This is a genomic window from Azospirillum brasilense, assembly GCF_007827815.1.
In the GTDB taxonomy this organism is placed as follows: domain Bacteria; phylum Pseudomonadota; class Alphaproteobacteria; order Azospirillales; family Azospirillaceae; genus Azospirillum; species Azospirillum brasilense_C.
The window spans coordinates 144760-161885 of record NZ_VITH01000006.1 but is presented as its reverse complement, the minus strand read 5'-3'; the positions used below and the strand labels follow the sequence as shown (position 1 = coordinate 161885).

Genomic DNA, 17126 nt, shown 5'->3' with positions numbered 1-17126 from the left:
AAATGATGGAAGTGATCATTTTCCAGCCGTATCAGTCGAGCGAGACGGCGTGGCTGGTCACGCCCGGCCCTTCGCGCAGGCTCTCCAGCAGGGCGATGACCATGTAGATCAGGGTCAGCACGCCGGAGAGCGGGATCACCGCGTAGACCATCCACATCGGCAGCTGGAGCGCCGGCGTGACCTGACCGAGCGTGCGCGCCTTGTCCACCAGCAGCCAGCCGCCGCCGCACAGGATCGTCACCGTGAACAGGGCGACCAGCGCCGCGATGGCGATCTCGACGCCGCACCGCGGCCTGGCCGGCAGAAGGTCCACCAGCCCGGTGATGGCGATGTGCCCGCGCTTGCCCAGCACATAGGCCGAGCCGAGCAGGCTGACCCAGATGAAGGCGAAGCGGGCGATCTCGTCCGTCGCCGACGTCGAGACGTTGAGCGCGTAGCGGGCGACGACCTGCCACACCACGCAGCCCAGCATGGCGACCGTCAGCGGGATCGTGATGGCGAGCACGAGGCGGTCGAGCGTGCGGTGGATGGTGTCCAGCATGGGGGCGCTCCTCGGTTTCGACGCGGCGGGCGGGCGGGGTGGGGGCTTACTTGACCGCCTGGATGCGGTCGGCGAGCGTGGCCAGCGCCGGGGTCGACTTCAGGTCGTCGTACATGGGCTGCACGACCTGGCGGTAGGCGGCCTTGTCGGCGTCGACGAACTTGACGCCCATCTTCGCCGCCTCGCCCTCGGCCTTCTCCAGCTCGGCCGTCCAACGGGCGTTGTGGGCCTTGGCGCTGTCGCGGGCGGCTTGGCGCAGAAGCTCCTGCTGCTCCGGCTTCAGGCGGTCCAGCGTCGCGGTGGCGACCAGCACCACGTCGGGGACGCGGGTGTGCTCGTCGCGGGTGTAGACCTTCATCACCTCGCCGTGGCGGGCCAGGGACAGGGCGGTCACGTTGTTCTCCGCCCCGTCGACGACGCCCGACTGCAGGGCCGTGTAGACCTCGCCCCAGGCCAGCGGGGTGGCGGTGGCGCCCAGCAGGTTGATCATGCGGGTGGCGATCGGGCCGGGCTGGACGCGGACCTTCAGGCCCTTCAGATCCTCCGGCTTGGCCAGCGGCTTGTTGGCGTAGAAGCTGCGCGTGCCGTTGTCGTAGTAGGCGAGGCCGACGAAGGCCTTGGCGCGGCTGGAGGCCAGGATCTCATCGCCAACCGCGCCCTCGACCACCTTGAAGAAATGGTCGTTGTCGCGGAACAGGAAGGGCATGTCGTAGACGCCGAAGCTCGGCTCGAAGGCGGCGAGCGGCGAGGCGTTGGCGTGCACGAGGTCGAGCGCGCCGTTCTGCATCTGCTCGATCAGTTCGCGCTGCTGGCCGAGCTGGCCGGCGGGGAACACCTTGATGTCCAGCTCGCCCTTGCTGCGCTCGCGCACCAGCTTGGCGAACTCGTCCAGCGAAACGTCCACCGGGTGGCCCTTGGCCAGCCCATGGCCGAGGCGCAGCGTGGTCTTGGCGGCGGCCGGCCCGGCGAGGGAGAGGCCCACGACGGCGGCGGCGAGAAGAGCGGCGTGACGACGGTTCAACGCGAACATGACGGTTCCTCCGGTTATCGTGATTTGGCTGAATCGGTGCGCGGCGATGCGGGCGCTTCGGCGTCGGCCATCGCCCGGTAATGATCCGCAAGGACGGCGAAGGCGCGCTTGCGGGTGGTCTTGTCCTCGGCGATCAGCCCCTTGCGGTTCCAGCCGCGCTGGAAGGCGGTCTGCCGCCGCTCGGTGCGGAAGTCGTAGAGGACCCAGGGCGTCATCCCGCGCACGTAGGATGCGGTGGCGAGGATGGCGAGCTGTTCGCGGTAGACCGCCTCCTGGCAGTCCTCGGTGAAGAGCTGGCGCGGGCCGCCGCGCAAGCCCGCCACCGCGTCGGCGCCGAATTCGGAGATGATGACCGGCTTTCCGGGGGCGGAGTTGGCGAGCAGACGGCGCAGCCCGTCGAAGGAGGGCTCGTACCAGCCGAAATACTCGTTGAGGCCGATCACGTCGAGATGGTCGGCCAGCCGGTCGGCGATGGCGAAGCGCTCGCGGTCGATCAGGCAGGCCGCGGTCACCAGCCGCGTCGGGTCCAGTTGGCGGGCCAGCGCGGCCAGCCGCGCCATGAAGGACAGGCGGGCGTCGGTGTCGGCGTTCTCGTTGCCGACGCCCCACAGGATCGTGCTGACCCGGTTGCGGTCGCGGGCGATCAGCTCGGCGAGCTGGTTCGCGGCGTCCTCGTAGGTGTCGGGGTTGGCGAAGTCGATGGCCCAGTAGACGGGAATCTCCGACCACAGCATCAGCCCGACCTCGTCGGCGATGGCCGCCGCCCGCGGGTCGTGCGGGTAGTGGGCGAGGCGCAGGAAATTGCAGCCCAGCGCCTTGGCGTCGGCAAACCGGCGGCGGATGTCCGCCTCGTCGCTGGTCTTGCCGAGCGTGAGATCGTCCTCATGGACCGAAACGCCGCGCAGCGTGACGTTGCGCCCGTTGAGGAGGATGCGCTCCCCCGCCACGGCGATCTCGCGGAAGCCGACGCGGTCGGCCACGGAATCGGCGCCGAAGCGCAGGGTGACGCCGTAGAGGCGCGGCGAGTCCGGCGACCACAGCTCCGGAGCGAGGTCGAACTCCACCCGCCCGCGCCCGGCGGTGACGGGAAGAGGGGAGGGCGGCAGCAGCCCGTCGATGGCGACGGTGGCGGTGCCGTCCACCGGGTCAGACAGCGTGACGTCCACGGCGACGCGGCCAAAGCCGCTGCCCGGCACCAGAGTCACGCCGAAGTCCCGGATGAACAGCGCCGGCAGGCGCAGCAGAGCGACGGAGCGGTAGAGGCCGCCGTAGTTGAACCAGTCGGTGTGGCGCATCGGCACCCGGTCGGCCCGGCGCGCGTTGTCGACCTGGATCTGGAGACGGTTCGGGCCGGGGCGCAGATGCCCGGTCAGCTCGACGCAGAAGGGCGTCGAGGCGCCGCGGTGCGCGCCGAGGAATTGGCCGTTGAGGAAGACGCGCGCCTCGTAGGCGGCGGCGCCGATGTGCAGGACGGTGCGTTCCCCGGCCTCGCCCGGTTGATGGTTCAGCGTGCGCGTGTACCAGGCACCGCCCTCGTAATGCCGCCACTCCGGGCGCAGCATGTTCCAGCAGGCGGGAACCGGAGCGGTCTGCCACGCGCCGTCGTCGTAATCGCGCGGAACGGTCCAGTCCGCGGCCGGCACCGGCTCGTCGGCGTACCATGTCTGGCGCAGCCCCTCGTCATGGGGGTCGATGGCGAAGCACCAGTCACCGTCCAGCGACTCGACGGCGCGTCCGGCAACGGTCACCAGAGCCGCGGCGGCCACCCGCGCGCGGGCGAAGGCGTCGGCGTAAGCTTCGTCATGCAGATGGTCGTAGGGGTCAACGACCGTGGCGCGGTCGGCGCCTTCGGCTGTCATGAGCGTCCTCTCCCTCATCTCTTCTTTTCCGCGCCCGCCTCGTGGGAGGGGCGTGGTGGGCAATTCGTCCGTCGGCCGGTGTCGATAGCGATGTCACTGCCGAGGGAAATCGATTACCCTTGCCGAAACAATAGGCGGGCGTGCATCTCTACGCAACCGGTTTTCACGCCGCCGCCCACCGCCAACCCTCTTGCGCAGACCGAGGTGCCATGCCCCCGCCAGCCGACCGCAAGCGCGCCTCGCGCACGTCGCTCACCCCGTCGCTCGCCCAGGTGGCGGCCCGCGCCGGGGTGTCGGTCGCCACCGCCTCGCGCGTCATCAACGGCGTCGCGAACAAGGCGACGGAGGAGACGGCGGAGCGGGTGAGGGCGGCGATTCGCGAGCTGGGCTACCGGCCCGGCAGCGTCGGGCGGGCGCTGCGCCGCCGGGAGAGCCGCATCGTCGGCGTGCTGGCCGCGAATCTCGCCAACCCCTCCATGGCGGCCATCGCCTCGTCCATCGAATGGTCGCTGCGCGGGGAGGGGCTGGTGATGTCGCTGTGCGACACGCATGAGCGCGCCGACGTTCAGGACGAGTACATCCGCGAGATGCGCGCCCAACTCGTCCGCGCAATGATCCTGGTGGGCGCGGTGGACAGCCCGGCGCTGGACGAGGCGCGGGCCGCCGGCGACACGCTGGTCTTCGTGAACCGCCCGGACCCCGGCGACCCGTTCTCACCCTATGTCGGACTCGACAACGCCGGTGCCGGGGCGGAGATCGCCGACCGGCTGCTGGAGCGTGGGGTGCGCCGCATCGGCGTCCTCCACGCTTCGCTGGACCGCACCGCCGGCCATTGGCGCCTGCTCGGCCTGTTCGACCGGCTGGCCGCGGCGGGGGTCGACACGGCGGCGATCCCCTGCGCGACCGGCCCGGGGTTGGACCACATCGTCGCCGGCTACCACGCCATGGGGACGATGCTGGAGCGGCCGGACCGCCCGCCGGTGATCGTCTGCCTGAGCGACCTTCTGGCTTACGGCGCCTACCGCCGCGCACGGGAGGCCGGGCTGGAGGTGCCGGGCGACGTGGCCTTCTTCGGTTTCGACGACAACCCGATCAACCCGTGGATCGCCGACTGGCTGAACTCGGTCCGCGTGCCGTCCGACGATTTCGGCCCGGCCATCGTGGGTATGCTTCACCGGCTCTGGAACGGGGAGGAGCGGCCGGACCCGCTGCTGCTGACCCACCAGCTCACCATCCGCAACCGGCGCCTGCCCGGCGAAACCGAGTCCGTCCTGCGGCGCTGAGCGGGAACAGGGGCCGTGACCCCCACGAACCGGAGAGCGTTCGTACGAAATCGATTGGTGGATGTGGCGAGAGAGTGCTCTTAGAGGCGCACATAAATCCCATAAGGCGCGTTATGGAAAATAACACGGAAAGGCGTTTCCCCGACGCTTCGGCTTTCGTCGCGGTCAATCAGCCTGTTGAGTCGTTACGGACGCGCCCACATCTGCGCGACGCCCTTGTAGTCGGCGATCACGCCATCGGCATGGACCAGCGTCAGGGTCTGGGCTTGGGCCTGCGCCACCAGCATGCGGTCGAACGGGTCCGGATGCGCCCATTCCAAACCACCCGCGCGCTCGGCGTGCACCGGGTCGATGGCCAGCGGCAGGAAACCGTTCAAGATAATGGCCGCGCTCGGCGAACCGGTGAAGGCCAGCTTTCCCTTGCTGCTTTTGATCGCAATCTCCCACACCGAGGCTGCGCTCACATGGACGCGGTTGTGCGGATTGGCGATCATGGCCCGCACCGCCGGGCTGATCGGGTCGGCGCCGGCGTCCCACCAGAGGAAGACGTGGGTGTCGAGCAGCAGGTCCATCAGCGGTCCGCCGCGTCGACCGGCCGGTCATCCTGCCCATCGTCCGGTTCACCACCGGCGAACAGCGCCTCGATCTGCGCGTCGGGCTCGTCGAAGTCCGGCGAGATCCGGATGATGCCCATCGCACGGGCGGGCTTGCGGGGCTCCGTCACCTTGGCCAGCGGAACCAGCTTGGCCATGGGGACGCCGTTCTTGGCGATCACGAATTCCTCGCCGGCCGCCGCCCGCTCGACCAGACCCGACAGGTGCGTTTTCGCGTCATAAAGGCTGATATGGCCCATGGGCTCCTCTCCTTGACCAGCTTGACCAATATGGGTCGGGCCGTCGCTTTGGTCAAGTTGGTCAGGCGCGTTCGACCGCTGCGGCCTCCCTGGGTCTCCGGAACAGCAGGAGGCGCACCAGCGTCGTCCCAATCGCTCCTTGAGCAATGGTCAGGGCGGTCACCACCGCCGCTCCGATCATGCCGAAGACCGGAATCAGGACGGCGCCGAGCAGAATGCACACCGCCAGCTGCAGCAGGTTCAGCCGGCGCAGCGCCCGCCCATGTCCCGTCATGGCCAGCAGGATGTCCTGGCAGGCCAGCAGACAATGAATCATCTGGCCCACGGCGAGGATGCGCAGCGCCGTCGCCGCGCTGCCGAAGCCCTGCCCGATCAGATCGAGCAACAGCTCCGGCGCGGCCATCATGACCGACACCATCGGCAGGCCCAGCGCCGCGACGGTCAGCATGACGCCGCGGTTCATGGCCAGCAGCCGTTGCGTCTCGCCGCGGCGATGCAGTTCAGCGTAGTTGGGCGCGGCAAAGGTGCCAATGCAGATGACGACGACCCAGACCAGCATGGAGATGCGGTTCGCCACGCTGAACGCACCGACCGAAGCCGCGTCCACGAAGACGCCCAGCGCGAGCACCGGCAGCGATGCCAGCGACACCTGCACCAGCTCGACGACGAACAGGGGACGCGCGGTGTGCCAGAGCGACGGCAGAACCTCCGCCCGGTCATTGGCAGATGCCGCGGCATCGGTGGGCACGGGCTGGTCGGTGAAACGGTGGCGGTCGCGCACGAGCAGGGCCGTCCCGACCAGGGCGCTGAGGGTCAAGCACCCGGCCAGAGCCAGGATCAGGGAATCGAGGCTGGAAATTCCCGCCAGGAGGGCGGCGAGCATCAGCACAGGCCACAGCGCGTTCTGCACGAACTGCGCGGCGATTCCCCGCTTCAACCCCGCGAGCGCCGACCCGAGGGTGATGGTCAGGGTCTGCGGCAGCAGGACCAGGGCCGACAGGCGCAGCGGCGTTTCGAGGTCCGGCGCCCCGAACAGCAGGTGGGACGCCGGTCCGGCCAGGGCATAGGCCACCACCGCGGCCAGGGTGGCGGCGAGCCCCGTGCCGATCAGGCCGGTCCGCAGGTCGCGGCCCGCCGCAAGGCCTTGGCCGATGGCCAGCTCGGCGGCGATGTGCCGCGTGATCGCCCGTTCGAGCCCCAGCCGCGCCATGGTCGAAGCCAGGCCGATCCAGGTCAGGCACAGGAAGAACAGGCCGGCATCATGGGCGCCCAGCGCGCGCGCCGCTATGATATAGAGGCCGAGCTTGCCGACGACCTCCACCCCGCGCAGCCCGAGGCCGATGCCGTAACGCCCGAGGGCACGCCATGTCTGGAGACGCATCACGCTCTGTGGGATAAAGGGTTGTTGCGGAAGCGGAAGAAATCCCGGGACGCGCGCCGACCGGCCGTGTCGGGCCGCGCGAGGAGAACAGTCGGTTGATGACCATGGCCATGACAGGGCGAGGGCACCGGAAGATCCAGGCGGCGCTGGCGTTGTGCCTTGCCGCGGCGCTGCTCGGGCAGGGCCGCCCGGCCGCCGCGCAGGATACGGAGGAATGGCGCGCCATCGACATCCGCCAGGAAATCCGCACCCATTTCGACCGTCTGCCCTATGGCTGGTGGATTCGCGAACCCGAGCTGCACCTGAACACCTACGAGGTCGAGGTCCACCTTCCCGATTGGTGGCGCGGCAACCCGACGTCGGCGGTCAACAACCTGTGTCCCGAGCGGCAGAGCCGCATCTGGAAGGTGGCGACGATCCTGACCTTGCGCCCCTTCTACCAGAAGCGGCCCTGGCCGGAGGTCGACTGCCGCCGCTGATGCCGCCGCCGATACCGCCGATACCGCCGCTGCCGCGGTCAGCTCCCGCTTGACTGCCCGAGCGCCGCGCGCAGCCGGTCGGCCACGCCGTCGCGCGCGACGAAGATGAAGTTGTTGATGTAGATCCGCCCCTTGATGCGGTGCGTGCCCGCCGCGTTGAGGGCCGAACGGGACTGGTGACGATCCGGGTCGAAGCCGTCCAGCGTGCACAGGCGTCCCGCCAGGACGAAATAGCCGCGATAGCCCAGCGGCGCCAGCCGCGCCTGCAGCGCCGCCAGTGCTCCCGGATTGTGTCGCTCCTCCGCTTCGATCAGCAGGTTCGGGCGGTCGCGCCCGATCAGGCGGAGGCCGCCGCCGACCACCGCGGACTCGTGCCCCTCCACATCGATCTTCAGGAAGCCGACCGGGCGATCGTCGTAGCCGTCCAGCGTCCGGCGCGGGACGGTGACCGCCTCCACCTCCTCGCCATGGGCGCCCACCGCCCCCGCCTCGACCGAGGCCAGGGCGGACGAGCGTGGCACATGAAGCACGATCGACCCGTCGCCATCGCTCAGCGCGCAGCCCTCCACCCGCAGCCGGCCGGACGCGATCAGCGGCGCGAACTTGCTCTCCAGCAGCCCGGCGAGCTTCGGATTCGGCTCGAAGGCGGTCACGCTGGCCGCGACCCGGCAGAGCCAGAAGGTGTAAATGCCGCTGTTGGCGCCGATGTCGTAGGCGGCTTCTCCCGGAACGCACAGGGCGGGAAGCAGGCGCAGCTCCGGTTCGGCGTAATAGGGCGCGAGCCGGTCCCGAAGCCAGGTCAGGCGACGGAACACCCGCGGGTGGCGAAGCTCGATCGCGGCTTTCAGGGAGGACAGTGTGTGGTTCATGGCGCGTGGCTCGGAGGGGCTGGGGCCGGCATCCTGGGACCCAACCAAAAGTGAGGGGTTTCGGCAAAAAGCAAATAGCTAAAAATTGAGACAAAATGCTTCAAAAGCCCAAGCACCCCATGACAGCTCTACACCGGGCGTGGTAAACCATATCGGTTAAGTGTTCGATCCACACGCTACGGTACCCATAAAAGATGCTGTCCCAACATCTGGAAAATCGCAGGCAAAGTCAATCGGCTGACCAGCTGGATGGCTCGCCGGCTCAGCAATCGCATGGCGTGCTGTTTTCAAGCGGTGTGTCGGCATTTACGCCGCGCGATCTTCTGATACTCGCTTTTTATCACAAGCGGATCATTTTGATCGTTGCCCTCCTTTCGATCATCGCCGGCCTCACCGCCGCCACCTACGCGCGCACCCGCTACTCCGCGGAAAGTCTGGTCATGATGATGATCGACCGCTCGCACGCCGGGATCAGCGACGTGGCCGGGACCCTGCCCTCCATCCTGTCGATCGACGGGCTGAAGTCGGTGGACAGCGAGATCCGCATTCTGGAAAGCCGTCGGGTGATCGAGGACACGCTGAGCGCGCTGGGCCCGGCCACCCTGTTTCCGGAGATCGCGCACCCGCGCCTCTTCGGCCTGCTGCCCGCCGACAGCCCGCAGGACCAGCTCGAGAAGGCCATCGACAAGTTCAAGCGCCGCCTTCAAGTGGAGCAGCAATCCTCCTCCAACATCGTGCGCCTCAGCTTCAGCCACGAGGACCCGGACCTCGCCGCGGACACCGTCAACGCCCTGGCCGACGCCTACCTGAAGCGTCGCCGGGCGATCTTCGACGTCCCGCGCTCGCCCTTCCTCGCCTCCGAACTGGCCCGCCACTCCGACCAGCTGAAGAGCCTTGAGGGACAGATCCAGGCGCTGAAGTCCGAATACGACATCGTCGATCTCGGGCAGGAAAGCCTGCTGGCCGCCAACCAGGTGGACAGCATCGTGCAGCGCCGCCGGCAGACCCAGGAGCGCCAAGCCGCCCTCCAGGCGGAGGTCACGGCGGCCAAGAAGCGGCTCGCCGCCCTGCCGGAGCGGGTGTTCGACTTCCGGGAGCAGAGCAACCAGACCCAGAACGACGACGATCGCAACGTTCTGCTCCGCCTGGAGCTGGAGCGCGACCGGATGGCCTCGCAGTTCCTGCCGGACTACCCGCCCCTTCAGGAGCTGGAGCGGAAGATCCGGACGGTCCGGCAGTCGATGAAGGGCGGCGACAAGCCGGTCTACAACACCACGCGCGAGGTCCGCAATCCATCCATCCCCTTCCTGAACAACCATCTGCTGACGCTGGAGATCGAGCAGGACGCGGTGGCCCGGCAGCTCGACGAGCTGAACCGCCAGCACACGGTGGCGGTGGAGAAGGTGGGGCGCCTGCGCAAGGCGGAAAGCGAGCTGCGCGACCTGGAGCGCACGCGCGGCGTGATGGAGGACATCTATCGCGACTACGCCCAGCGCACCGAGGCCGCCCGCGCCGAGGAGGAGGCCGCCAAGGTGCGCTTCTCCAACGTCCGCGTCGTGCAGCCGGCGGTGGCCCCGGCGACCGGGACGAGCATGGCGCCGAGCTTCATCATCGCCGGTCTGGTCGGCGGCATCCTGCTGGGCGGGGCGGCCGGCGTGCTGGCGACGTGGCTGCGCCAGGTCTACATCCTGCCGCACGAGATCGAGCGCGATCTGGCCGTTCCGGCCATCGCCAGCTTCACCGACACCGACGGCGAACTGGTGTCCCCCGGCGCCCAGCAGGAGCTGATCCATCTGGCCGCCCAGCTGCGCGACCACGGCCTGGACGACCAGCCGATGGCGCTGATCCAGTTCGTGACCGCCAACGACGGCGACGGCGACGCCATCGTGGCGCGCGGGCTCGCCCTGGAATTCGCCAAGGGGCGGGGCCTGCGGACCCTGGTCATCGACCTCTGCGGGGACGGCACCGGCCAATTGGCCGCGATCAACGCGGGGGCCGACGATAAGACGGACGGGGAAGCGGACGGCGGAGCCGGCGAGCGGCTGCCGACCATCGAGCCGCAGGGCACCGGCGACCTCGAAACCCTGCCCTCCGCTGTGCCTCTGCTCTGGGTGTCGCGGCAGGCGACGGGATCGGCGCTGGGCAGCCTGCGCACCCCCATCGCCCAGTCGCGCCAGATGCTGGAACGGCTGAATCAACGCTTTGACATCATTTTGATTCTGTCGCCGCCGATCGGGAACAGCCATCTTGCCCGCCGGCTGTCGCCGATGGTGGACGCGAACATCCTGGTCGCCCGCGCTGAGCACACCCGTGCGCCGGTCGCCGCCCGGATGCGCGACTCCATCCTCGCGTCCGGCGGCGACATCGTCGGCTTGGTGTTGACCGGCCGTCACTTCCACATTCCCCAGGTGATCTACCGATGGCTGTGATGCGGATGGCCGCGATGCGGGGCTTCCTGTTGGCGGCGTTGCTGGCGCTCGGCGCGTGCACCGGCCAGTCGTTGACTCCGAAGGAGGCGATGCCGGAGGGCTTTGCCCGCTGGGAGGACTCCACCCCGCCCTACCGGCTGGGTCCGGGTGACCGCTTCCAGGTCAAGTTCATGCTCGCCCCCGACATGGACGAGGAGGTGATGATCGGTCCCGACGGTTCCGCCGGGCTGCGCATGGCCGGGCAGGTCGATGCCGCGGGGCTGACGCCGGGCGAGCTGGCCAGCGTGGTCGAAACGCGCGCGCGGCGCTGGATGCGCGCGCCGCAGGTCAGCATCGGGCTGAAGGAGACTCCGTCGAACCGCGCCTACATCGGTGGCGCCGTCGCCCGCCCCGGCACCTACCTGCTGAACGGCCGCATCGGCGTGATGGAGGTGATCATGCTGGCCGGCGGCTTCGACCGCGAGGCGCGGTACGAGGAGGTGGTGCTGATCCGCCGCAACCCCGAGAACAAGCCGATGCTGCGCACCATCGACACCCGCCGGTTCATCGAGACCGGGGCAGCGGTCGGTGACGTGCCGCTGGTCGCCGGCGACATCCTGTTCGTGCCGCGCAGCTCCATCGCCGAGACCGGCCTGTGGGTCGAGCAGTTCATCAACCGCGTCGTGCCGTTCGAGCGCACGTTCAACTACACCATCAGCCGTCAGACCGGAGGCATCACGACCTTCCCATGATGACGCCCCAGACCGAACCGGCGCAGGAGCACCCGGCGGACTCCGTCTTCGGCGTCGCCATCAGCCGCCTCGACGTGGCCGGCGCCGCCCAGGCGATCGCCGCGCGGGCCCCGGAGGCGCCCTTCGCCTACGTCGTGACGCCGAACGCGCAGCATGTGGTGCGGCTTCACCAGGGCGAGGACACCCGCTTCCGCGCCGCCTACGACGGCGCGTGGCTGCGGCTGTGCGACAGCCAGATCATGCGGCACCTGTCCCGGCGCCTGTTCCGCAAGCCGTTGCCCAGCGCCAGCGGCAGCGACCTGACCGCCCACCTGTTCGCGCAGGTCATCACGCCGGGCGATTCCATCACGGTGATCGGCGGCAACGACGAGCTGGAGCGCCGCCTGCGCGACCGCTTCGGCCTGACCCGGCTGGCCCGGCACGCACCGCCGATGGGCTTCTCCGCCGACCCGCGGGAGGTCGAGCGCTGCGTCCGCTTCGTGCTGGACCACCCGGCCCGCTTCGTCTTCCTGGCGGTCGGCGCGCCGCAGTCGGAATGCCTGGCGCTGGCCATCCGGAACACCGGTCGGGCCACCGGCGTCGGGCTGTGCGTCGGCAGCTCGCTGCTGTTCGTGACGGGACTGGTCGAGCGCGCGCCGCCGCTGTTCCGCCGCTTTGCCCTGGAATGGCTGTACCGGCTGGCCCAGAATCCGCGCGGCCACGCCCGGCGGGTCTTCGTGGATTCCCTGCCGCTGCTCGGCATCGCGCTGTCGGCCTGGTGGGCGGAGCAGCGGGGCCGGGCGCGCCCGAAGCCGGCGGCGCGCCCATGATCGTCGATCTGGGAGCCCGGCAGCGCGGCCGCATCCTGTCGCCCGTCCGGGTGGCGGTGCCCCGCCGTTCCCTGCCCCACTCCCTGACGGTGATGCTGCTGCTGGCGGTGCTGCCCCTCTTCGGGCAGAGCTTCCATTATCTGGTCGACCTTCCGCCGCTGTACGCCCTGTCGAAAAGCTGGCCGGTCCTGACCATCCCGCTCGCCGTCTACGCCTTGGCGCAGATCGAGCTGCCCTTCAAGTCGCTGTGCATCGCCCTGCTCGCCTACCTCGTGGCGATCACCCCGGCGGTGTCCATGGTCCAGCTCGGCAACGGGCTGACCGACGCGATGGCGACCACGGTCAAGGTCTGGCCCTTCGCCTATTATTTCTCCCTCGCCGCCCTTCTGACGCTGCTCCGCCCGACGCTGCCCCAGGTGCGCACCGCGCTGATCGCGCTCGGCGCCGGCACCTTCGTCATCATGCTCGCTCTGTGGCTGGTCCTCCCGCCGGAGGCCTACGCCACCGACCCGTTGAAGAGCAAGCTGCTGATGTACGACGTTGAGCGCGGCCCGCGCATCTTCATGCCGATGTTCTTCGGCGTGCTGTTCCTCTTCTACCTGTCCCGGCGGTTCTGCGCGTACCGGGAATGGTGGACCATCCCGCTGCTGCTGGTCGGGCTGCTGCTGATGGTCCTGATCTACAAGCAGCGCACGGCTCTGGGCAGCGTGGTCCTGGTGGTCGGCTTCGCCATGATCACCTCGGCGCGCGGCTGGTGGCGGATCCTGGCGGTCGGCATGGCCCTGCTGTCCACGATCGTCCTGGCCGCCATCTACAGCGCCGACCTCGCCAGCCGGGCCGAGCAGATGCTCGGCGCCTCGCTTTCGATCCGCCAGAACTCCATCGTCCTGGCGCTCGACTACCTGGAGGTGACGCCGTTGCGCTGGTTGCTGGGGGTGGGCGCCATCACCCGCTTCAGCAACGTGACCCTGGCCGACATCCTGGGCAACAACCAGTTCTATCTCGCCGACATCGGCTGGATCGGCATCGTCTTCGAATACGGCGTCATCGGCGCGGTGCTGATCGCGGCCTTCTACGTCGCGGCGCTGCGCTGCGCCCGCCGCTCCGTCGTCCCTGGCGACCCCATGACCCAGGCGTTGGGCGATTACGTCCTGTTCGCCCTGGCGACCTCCACCATCTACTCCGTCGTCTTCACGCCCGGAGAGGTCGCGAGCGTGATGGCGCTCGCCCTCTACTGGCGCACCGCCCGTCAACAGGCTGGCGCAACGGAAGCATCAGTCAACCGCTCACCGGAATTCTTCAAAATGCAACGAAATCGCAAAGGCCGATTGTGACTCTTTGTCGAAAATTATCGTGCCAGCGACGCCAATGCTGTCTTAATCCATTTTAAATAGTGTGGTAGTAATAGGTCATCATGACATCTCAACCCATGATAGCGCCATCATCGCCGCTGCACCGCTATGTCCAGGGCGGCCATCGCCGCGTGGACGGCTGGCTGTCGCGCCTGGACGCCAGCCTGATCGCCACCGTCGGCGTCTGGCAGAGCGCCGAGGGCGTGACGGGAAGCGTCGGCGAGATCGGCGTTCATCACGGACGGCTGTTCATCCTTCTGGCGCTGGTGCGCCGGCCGGGTGAGCGGGCCTTCGCCATCGATCTGTTCGACGACCAGCAGTTCAACGTCGACCAGTCGGGGCAAGGCGACGAAACGGCCTTTCGCAGCAACCTCGTCCGCTTCGGAATCGAACCGGCGTCGGTCGAGGTCGTCAAGGGCAACTCGCTGGCCCTGTCCTGGAGCGGCCTCGCCGACCGGCTCGGCCCCGCGGTCCGCCTGTTCAGCATCGACGGCGGCCACACGGCCGACATCACGCGCCATGATCTGGGCGTCGCCGACGACAGCCTGGGCGAGGGCGGGGTGATCGTCCTCGACGACTACTTCAACCCGGAATTCCCCGCCGTGTCCGAGGGCATGTGCCGCTTCATGGCCGACCGGCCGGGAGCCCTCGCCCCCTTCGCCATCGGCGACAACAAGCTGCTTCTGGCCCGGCCGGACTGGGCGGAGCGCTACCGCGCCATGCTGGTCGGGGCGACGCCGTCGCGCCACTTCGTGCGTGACACCGAACTGTTCGGCCAGCCCGTGACCGTGTTCCGCACGCCGCGGACGCCGATGCAGTTCATCCGGCAGACTGGCCTGACCCGCCGGCTTCGCTCCCATCCGCTGGGACAGGCGCTGAAGCCGATCATCCGCCGCTTCGTGCAGGGGTAAAGAGACTGCCATGCGCGACGACGTGCAGGTCCGTTTTCCGGCAGACGAGCGAAGCGCCGTTCCGGACCTTGCCGCGCCGCCAGCGGACGCGCCACCGGACTTTGCGCCGGACTCAGCACCGGATTTCGCGCCGCCTTCCGGCGACTTCGCCGGCTCGCGGGACGGCTGGCTGCACTGGACGCATGGGCTTGTCAACCGGCTGGTGAAGGGGGCGGACGGCGTCCTGCTGGCGGCCGCCGGTCTCGCCGCCTGGGCCGCCTGGGCCCGCCGGACGGACGGGGCGTCGTTCGACGACGGCCGCCTGCTCCTCCAGGCGCTCATCTTCACGGCCATCACGCTCGGCGTCTATCTGCGCGCCATGACCACCATCGGCGCCTACCGTGTCGAGAACTACCGGCACTGGGGAAAGTCGCTGCTGGACGTGGTCGGGGGCCTGCTGCCCGCCGGAACCGTCCTGTCCCTCCTCGTCTGGGCCTTCCAGCCGGAGGTCGGCCCCTCGGACATGCTCGCCTTGTGGGGCGGGATGGCGCTCGCCTGTCTCGGGGCGGGCCGCATCCTGGCGGCGCGGGGCGTGCGCCTTCTGGAGGAGCGCGGGGTGCTGCGCCGCCGGGTGGTCATACTGGGCGCGACCGACGTGGCGGAACGGATGATCGCGCATCTGGCCCTGCCGGAGCACCGGGCGAACTACAGCATCCTCGGCCTGTTCGACGACCGCGACAGCGACCGCCGGCCGGCGTCGCTGGCCGGCCTTCCGGTCTCCGGCGACCTGACGGACTTCAAGCGCTTCCTGCCGGACAACCGCGTCGACATGGTCGTCATCGCCCTGCCCTGGCGGGCGGCGATGCGCATCCACAGCCTGCGCATGCAACTCCAGATGATCTCCCTCGACATCCTGATTCCGCTGGACGAGGAGAGCATCCGGCTGCGGCTCGCCAACCTGAGGCACATCGGCGACATCCCGGCCCTGCTGGTGATGCGACAGCCGCTGCGCGGCATGCAGATCGTCGTGAAGCGCATCGAGGACGTCGTGGTCGCGGGCCTCGGCCTGCTCGTCGCCTCGCCCTTCATGCTGGCCGCGGCCATCGCGGTCCGCCTGGACTCGCCGGGGCCGATCATCTTCCGGCAGACCCGCGTCGGCTTCAACAACCGCCCCTTCACGATGCTGAAGTTCCGCACGATGAAGGTGGACGACAGCGACGACGGCGCCATCGGCACCAGGCGGGACAACCCGCGCATCACCCGCGTCGGCCGCTTCCTGCGCCGGACGAGCATCGACGAGCTGCCCCAGCTCATCAACGTGCTGGCCGGCGACATGTCGGTGGTCGGCCCGCGCGCCCATGTCCCGAACATGCGGGTCGGCAACCAGCGCTACGCCGAGGTGGCGCGCGAATACGCGGCGCGCAGCCGCGTCAAGCCGGGGATCACCGGCTGGGCCCAGATCAATGGCATGCGCGGCGGCATCCACACCGTCGAAAAGGCGCGCGTCGGGGTCGACATGGACATCCACTATATCGAGAACTGGTCGCTATGGCTCGATGCGAAGATCATCATCAGCACCGTGACCACCGGCCTGTTCGGGCGCGACGTGTTCTAGGCGCCCTGGCCCTTGCCGCCGGACTTCTGGCCGGCGGCATGGCGGACGCGAAAGCGGGCACGGGCGCGCAGGGTCTGCCGGCACGCCCGCTCCTCGTCTATCACGACAGCTGGTACGAGCGCCCGGCCACCGGCCCGGCCGCCACGACGCTGGCGACGCTCCCCGGCTACATGAATCTGGTCGCCCTGTCCTTCGTCCGGCCCGACGCCGCCTATCCCGGCCGGCTCGACCTCAAGGGGACCGGCCTGCAATATGGCTTTCCCGGCACGGTGCTGAGGGACGCCATCGCGCTGTTGAAGCAGCGCCAGCCGGGCACCCGCGTTCTGCTCGCCGTCGGCGGGGCCAACTACGCCAATTGGGACGCTCTGAACCTCGACGCGCTGGTGCGGCTGGTCCAGGACCTGGGCGCCGACGGAATCGATCTGGATTTCGAGCCGGTGTCCCCCGGCTGCTCCGTCCGGGCGCGGGTGCGCTGCCTGTCCGATGCCGCCTGGCTGGATCTGGTCGCGCGCTTTCGCGACGCCTTCCCCCGCCCCCTGCTGCTGACCGTGCCGGGCTGGAGCATCGGGGCCTATGGCGAGGGCGCGTTCCGCGACGCCCAGCCGCGCGGCCCCCACACCGGGTCGATCCTCAATCTGCTGCGCTCCCCGCAGGCCGAGGCGATCGACCTCGTCTCCATCATGGCCTATGAGGCCGGCCCGACCTTCGATCCCTGGCAGGCGTACCAAGCTTACCGGCAAGTCTGGAAAGGGCCGCTCGCCCTCGGCGTCCAGGTGCCGCCGAGCCAGCTCGGCGGGCCGACCTACACGGTGCCGCTGGCCGAGCGGCTCGCCCAGGCCGTCGCGCAGGACCCGCAGGGCGGCATGATGCTCTACCCGCTGCTCGGGCGACCGCCCGGCACCGTCGGGCCGGACAACCCGGACGGCCGCCTGCTGGCCCAGGCGCTGTGCCGCGGGTTGGGCCTCGACGGCTGCGCCGAGACGCTGCGCTGAGCAGCCCGCGGCT

At 69.3% G+C, this 17126-nt stretch carries 16 protein-coding genes; 9 read left to right on the top strand and 7 right to left on the bottom strand.

What is annotated here, in order from left to right:
• Positions 1-31: 31 nt before the first annotated feature.
• From FBZ83_RS13885 to FBZ83_RS13875, 3 genes are read right to left on the bottom strand one after another with little or no spacing between them, the layout of a single operon-like run.
• Complete coding sequence (locus tag FBZ83_RS13885) at positions 32-541, bottom strand: TRAP transporter small permease (protein WP_145683781.1); 510 nt, start codon at positions 539-541, stop codon at positions 32-34.
• A 46-nt stretch (positions 542-587) separates the two neighbouring features.
• Entirely contained in the window at positions 588-1571 is a 984-nt protein-coding gene (locus FBZ83_RS13880) for a TRAP transporter substrate-binding protein (RefSeq protein WP_145683779.1), read from the bottom strand.
• 14 nt (positions 1572-1585) lie between these two features.
• Positions 1586-3430, bottom strand: a complete 1845-nt coding sequence (locus FBZ83_RS13875; RefSeq protein WP_211101660.1) for a glycoside hydrolase family 2 protein — start codon at positions 3428-3430, stop codon at positions 1586-1588.
• A gap of 209 nt (positions 3431-3639) precedes the next feature.
• Between FBZ83_RS13875 and FBZ83_RS13870 the strand changes: the two genes are divergently transcribed.
• A complete protein-coding gene (locus FBZ83_RS13870) occupies positions 3640-4713 on the top strand; it encodes a LacI family DNA-binding transcriptional regulator (protein ID WP_145683775.1) in 1074 nt (357 codons plus the stop codon).
• Positions 4714-4898: 185 nt separating this feature from the next.
• On the opposite strand, the gene FBZ83_RS13865 is transcribed toward FBZ83_RS13870, so the two are convergent.
• The 3 genes from FBZ83_RS13865 to FBZ83_RS13855 form a co-directional block, all read right to left on the bottom strand.
• Positions 4899-5285: a type II toxin-antitoxin system VapC family toxin gene (locus FBZ83_RS13865; RefSeq protein WP_211101659.1), complete on the bottom strand. Its 387-nt coding sequence runs from the start codon at positions 5283-5285 to the stop codon at positions 4899-4901.
• Positions 5285-5566: a type II toxin-antitoxin system Phd/YefM family antitoxin gene (locus FBZ83_RS13860; protein ID WP_145683771.1), complete on the bottom strand. Its 282-nt coding sequence runs from the start codon at positions 5564-5566 to the stop codon at positions 5285-5287. Before FBZ83_RS13860 ends, FBZ83_RS13865 begins: the two co-directional genes overlap by 1 nt.
• Positions 5567-5627: 61 nt before the next feature.
• Complete coding sequence (locus FBZ83_RS13855; protein ID WP_145683769.1) at positions 5628-6947, bottom strand: oligosaccharide flippase family protein; 1320 nt, start codon at positions 6945-6947, stop codon at positions 5628-5630.
• A 98-nt stretch (positions 6948-7045) separates the two neighbouring features.
• Here FBZ83_RS13855 and FBZ83_RS13850 point away from each other — a divergent pair, with 98 nt between their 5' ends.
• Entirely contained in the window at positions 7046-7426 is a 381-nt protein-coding gene (locus FBZ83_RS13850) for a hypothetical protein (RefSeq protein ID WP_145683767.1), read from the top strand.
• 38 nt (positions 7427-7464) lie between these two features.
• On the opposite strand, the gene FBZ83_RS13845 is transcribed toward FBZ83_RS13850, so the two are convergent.
• Positions 7465-8295 (bottom strand): FkbM family methyltransferase, encoded by an 831-nt coding sequence (locus tag FBZ83_RS13845; protein WP_145683765.1) that lies wholly within the window; start codon positions 8293-8295, stop codon positions 7465-7467.
• A gap of 356 nt (positions 8296-8651) precedes the next feature.
• Between FBZ83_RS13845 and FBZ83_RS13840 the strand changes: the two genes are divergently transcribed.
• From FBZ83_RS13840 to FBZ83_RS13810, 7 genes are all read left to right on the top strand, one after another.
• Complete coding sequence (locus FBZ83_RS13840; protein ID WP_186466078.1) at positions 8652-10724, top strand: GumC family protein; 2073 nt, start codon at positions 8652-8654, stop codon at positions 10722-10724.
• Complete coding sequence (locus FBZ83_RS13835) at positions 10715-11455, top strand: polysaccharide biosynthesis/export family protein (protein WP_247888297.1); 741 nt, start codon at positions 10715-10717, stop codon at positions 11453-11455. Before FBZ83_RS13840 ends, FBZ83_RS13835 begins: the two co-directional genes overlap by 10 nt.
• Complete coding sequence (locus FBZ83_RS13830) at positions 11452-12264, top strand: WecB/TagA/CpsF family glycosyltransferase (RefSeq protein WP_145683761.1); 813 nt, start codon at positions 11452-11454, stop codon at positions 12262-12264. The genes FBZ83_RS13835 and FBZ83_RS13830 overlap by 4 nt, the downstream gene beginning before the upstream one ends.
• Positions 12261-13598 (top strand): hypothetical protein, encoded by a 1338-nt coding sequence (locus tag FBZ83_RS13825; RefSeq protein WP_186466077.1) that lies wholly within the window; start codon positions 12261-12263, stop codon positions 13596-13598. The genes FBZ83_RS13830 and FBZ83_RS13825 overlap by 4 nt, the downstream gene beginning before the upstream one ends.
• A gap of 95 nt (positions 13599-13693) precedes the next feature.
• The gene (locus FBZ83_RS13820) at positions 13694-14527 is read left to right on the top strand and encodes a class I SAM-dependent methyltransferase (protein WP_247888296.1); all 834 of its coding nucleotides are present in this window, start codon (positions 13694-13696) and stop codon (positions 14525-14527) included.
• A gap of 10 nt (positions 14528-14537) precedes the next feature.
• Positions 14538-16121 carry an exopolysaccharide biosynthesis polyprenyl glycosylphosphotransferase gene (locus FBZ83_RS13815; RefSeq protein WP_145683759.1) on the top strand — a complete coding sequence of 528 codons (1584 nt, stop codon included), beginning with the start codon at positions 14538-14540 and terminating at the stop codon, positions 16119-16121.
• A 38-nt stretch (positions 16122-16159) separates the two neighbouring features.
• The gene (locus FBZ83_RS13810; protein ID WP_145683756.1) at positions 16160-17113 is read left to right on the top strand and encodes a glycosyl hydrolase family 18 protein; all 954 of its coding nucleotides are present in this window, start codon (positions 16160-16162) and stop codon (positions 17111-17113) included.
• The last annotated feature ends 13 nt before the right edge of the window (positions 17114-17126 follow it).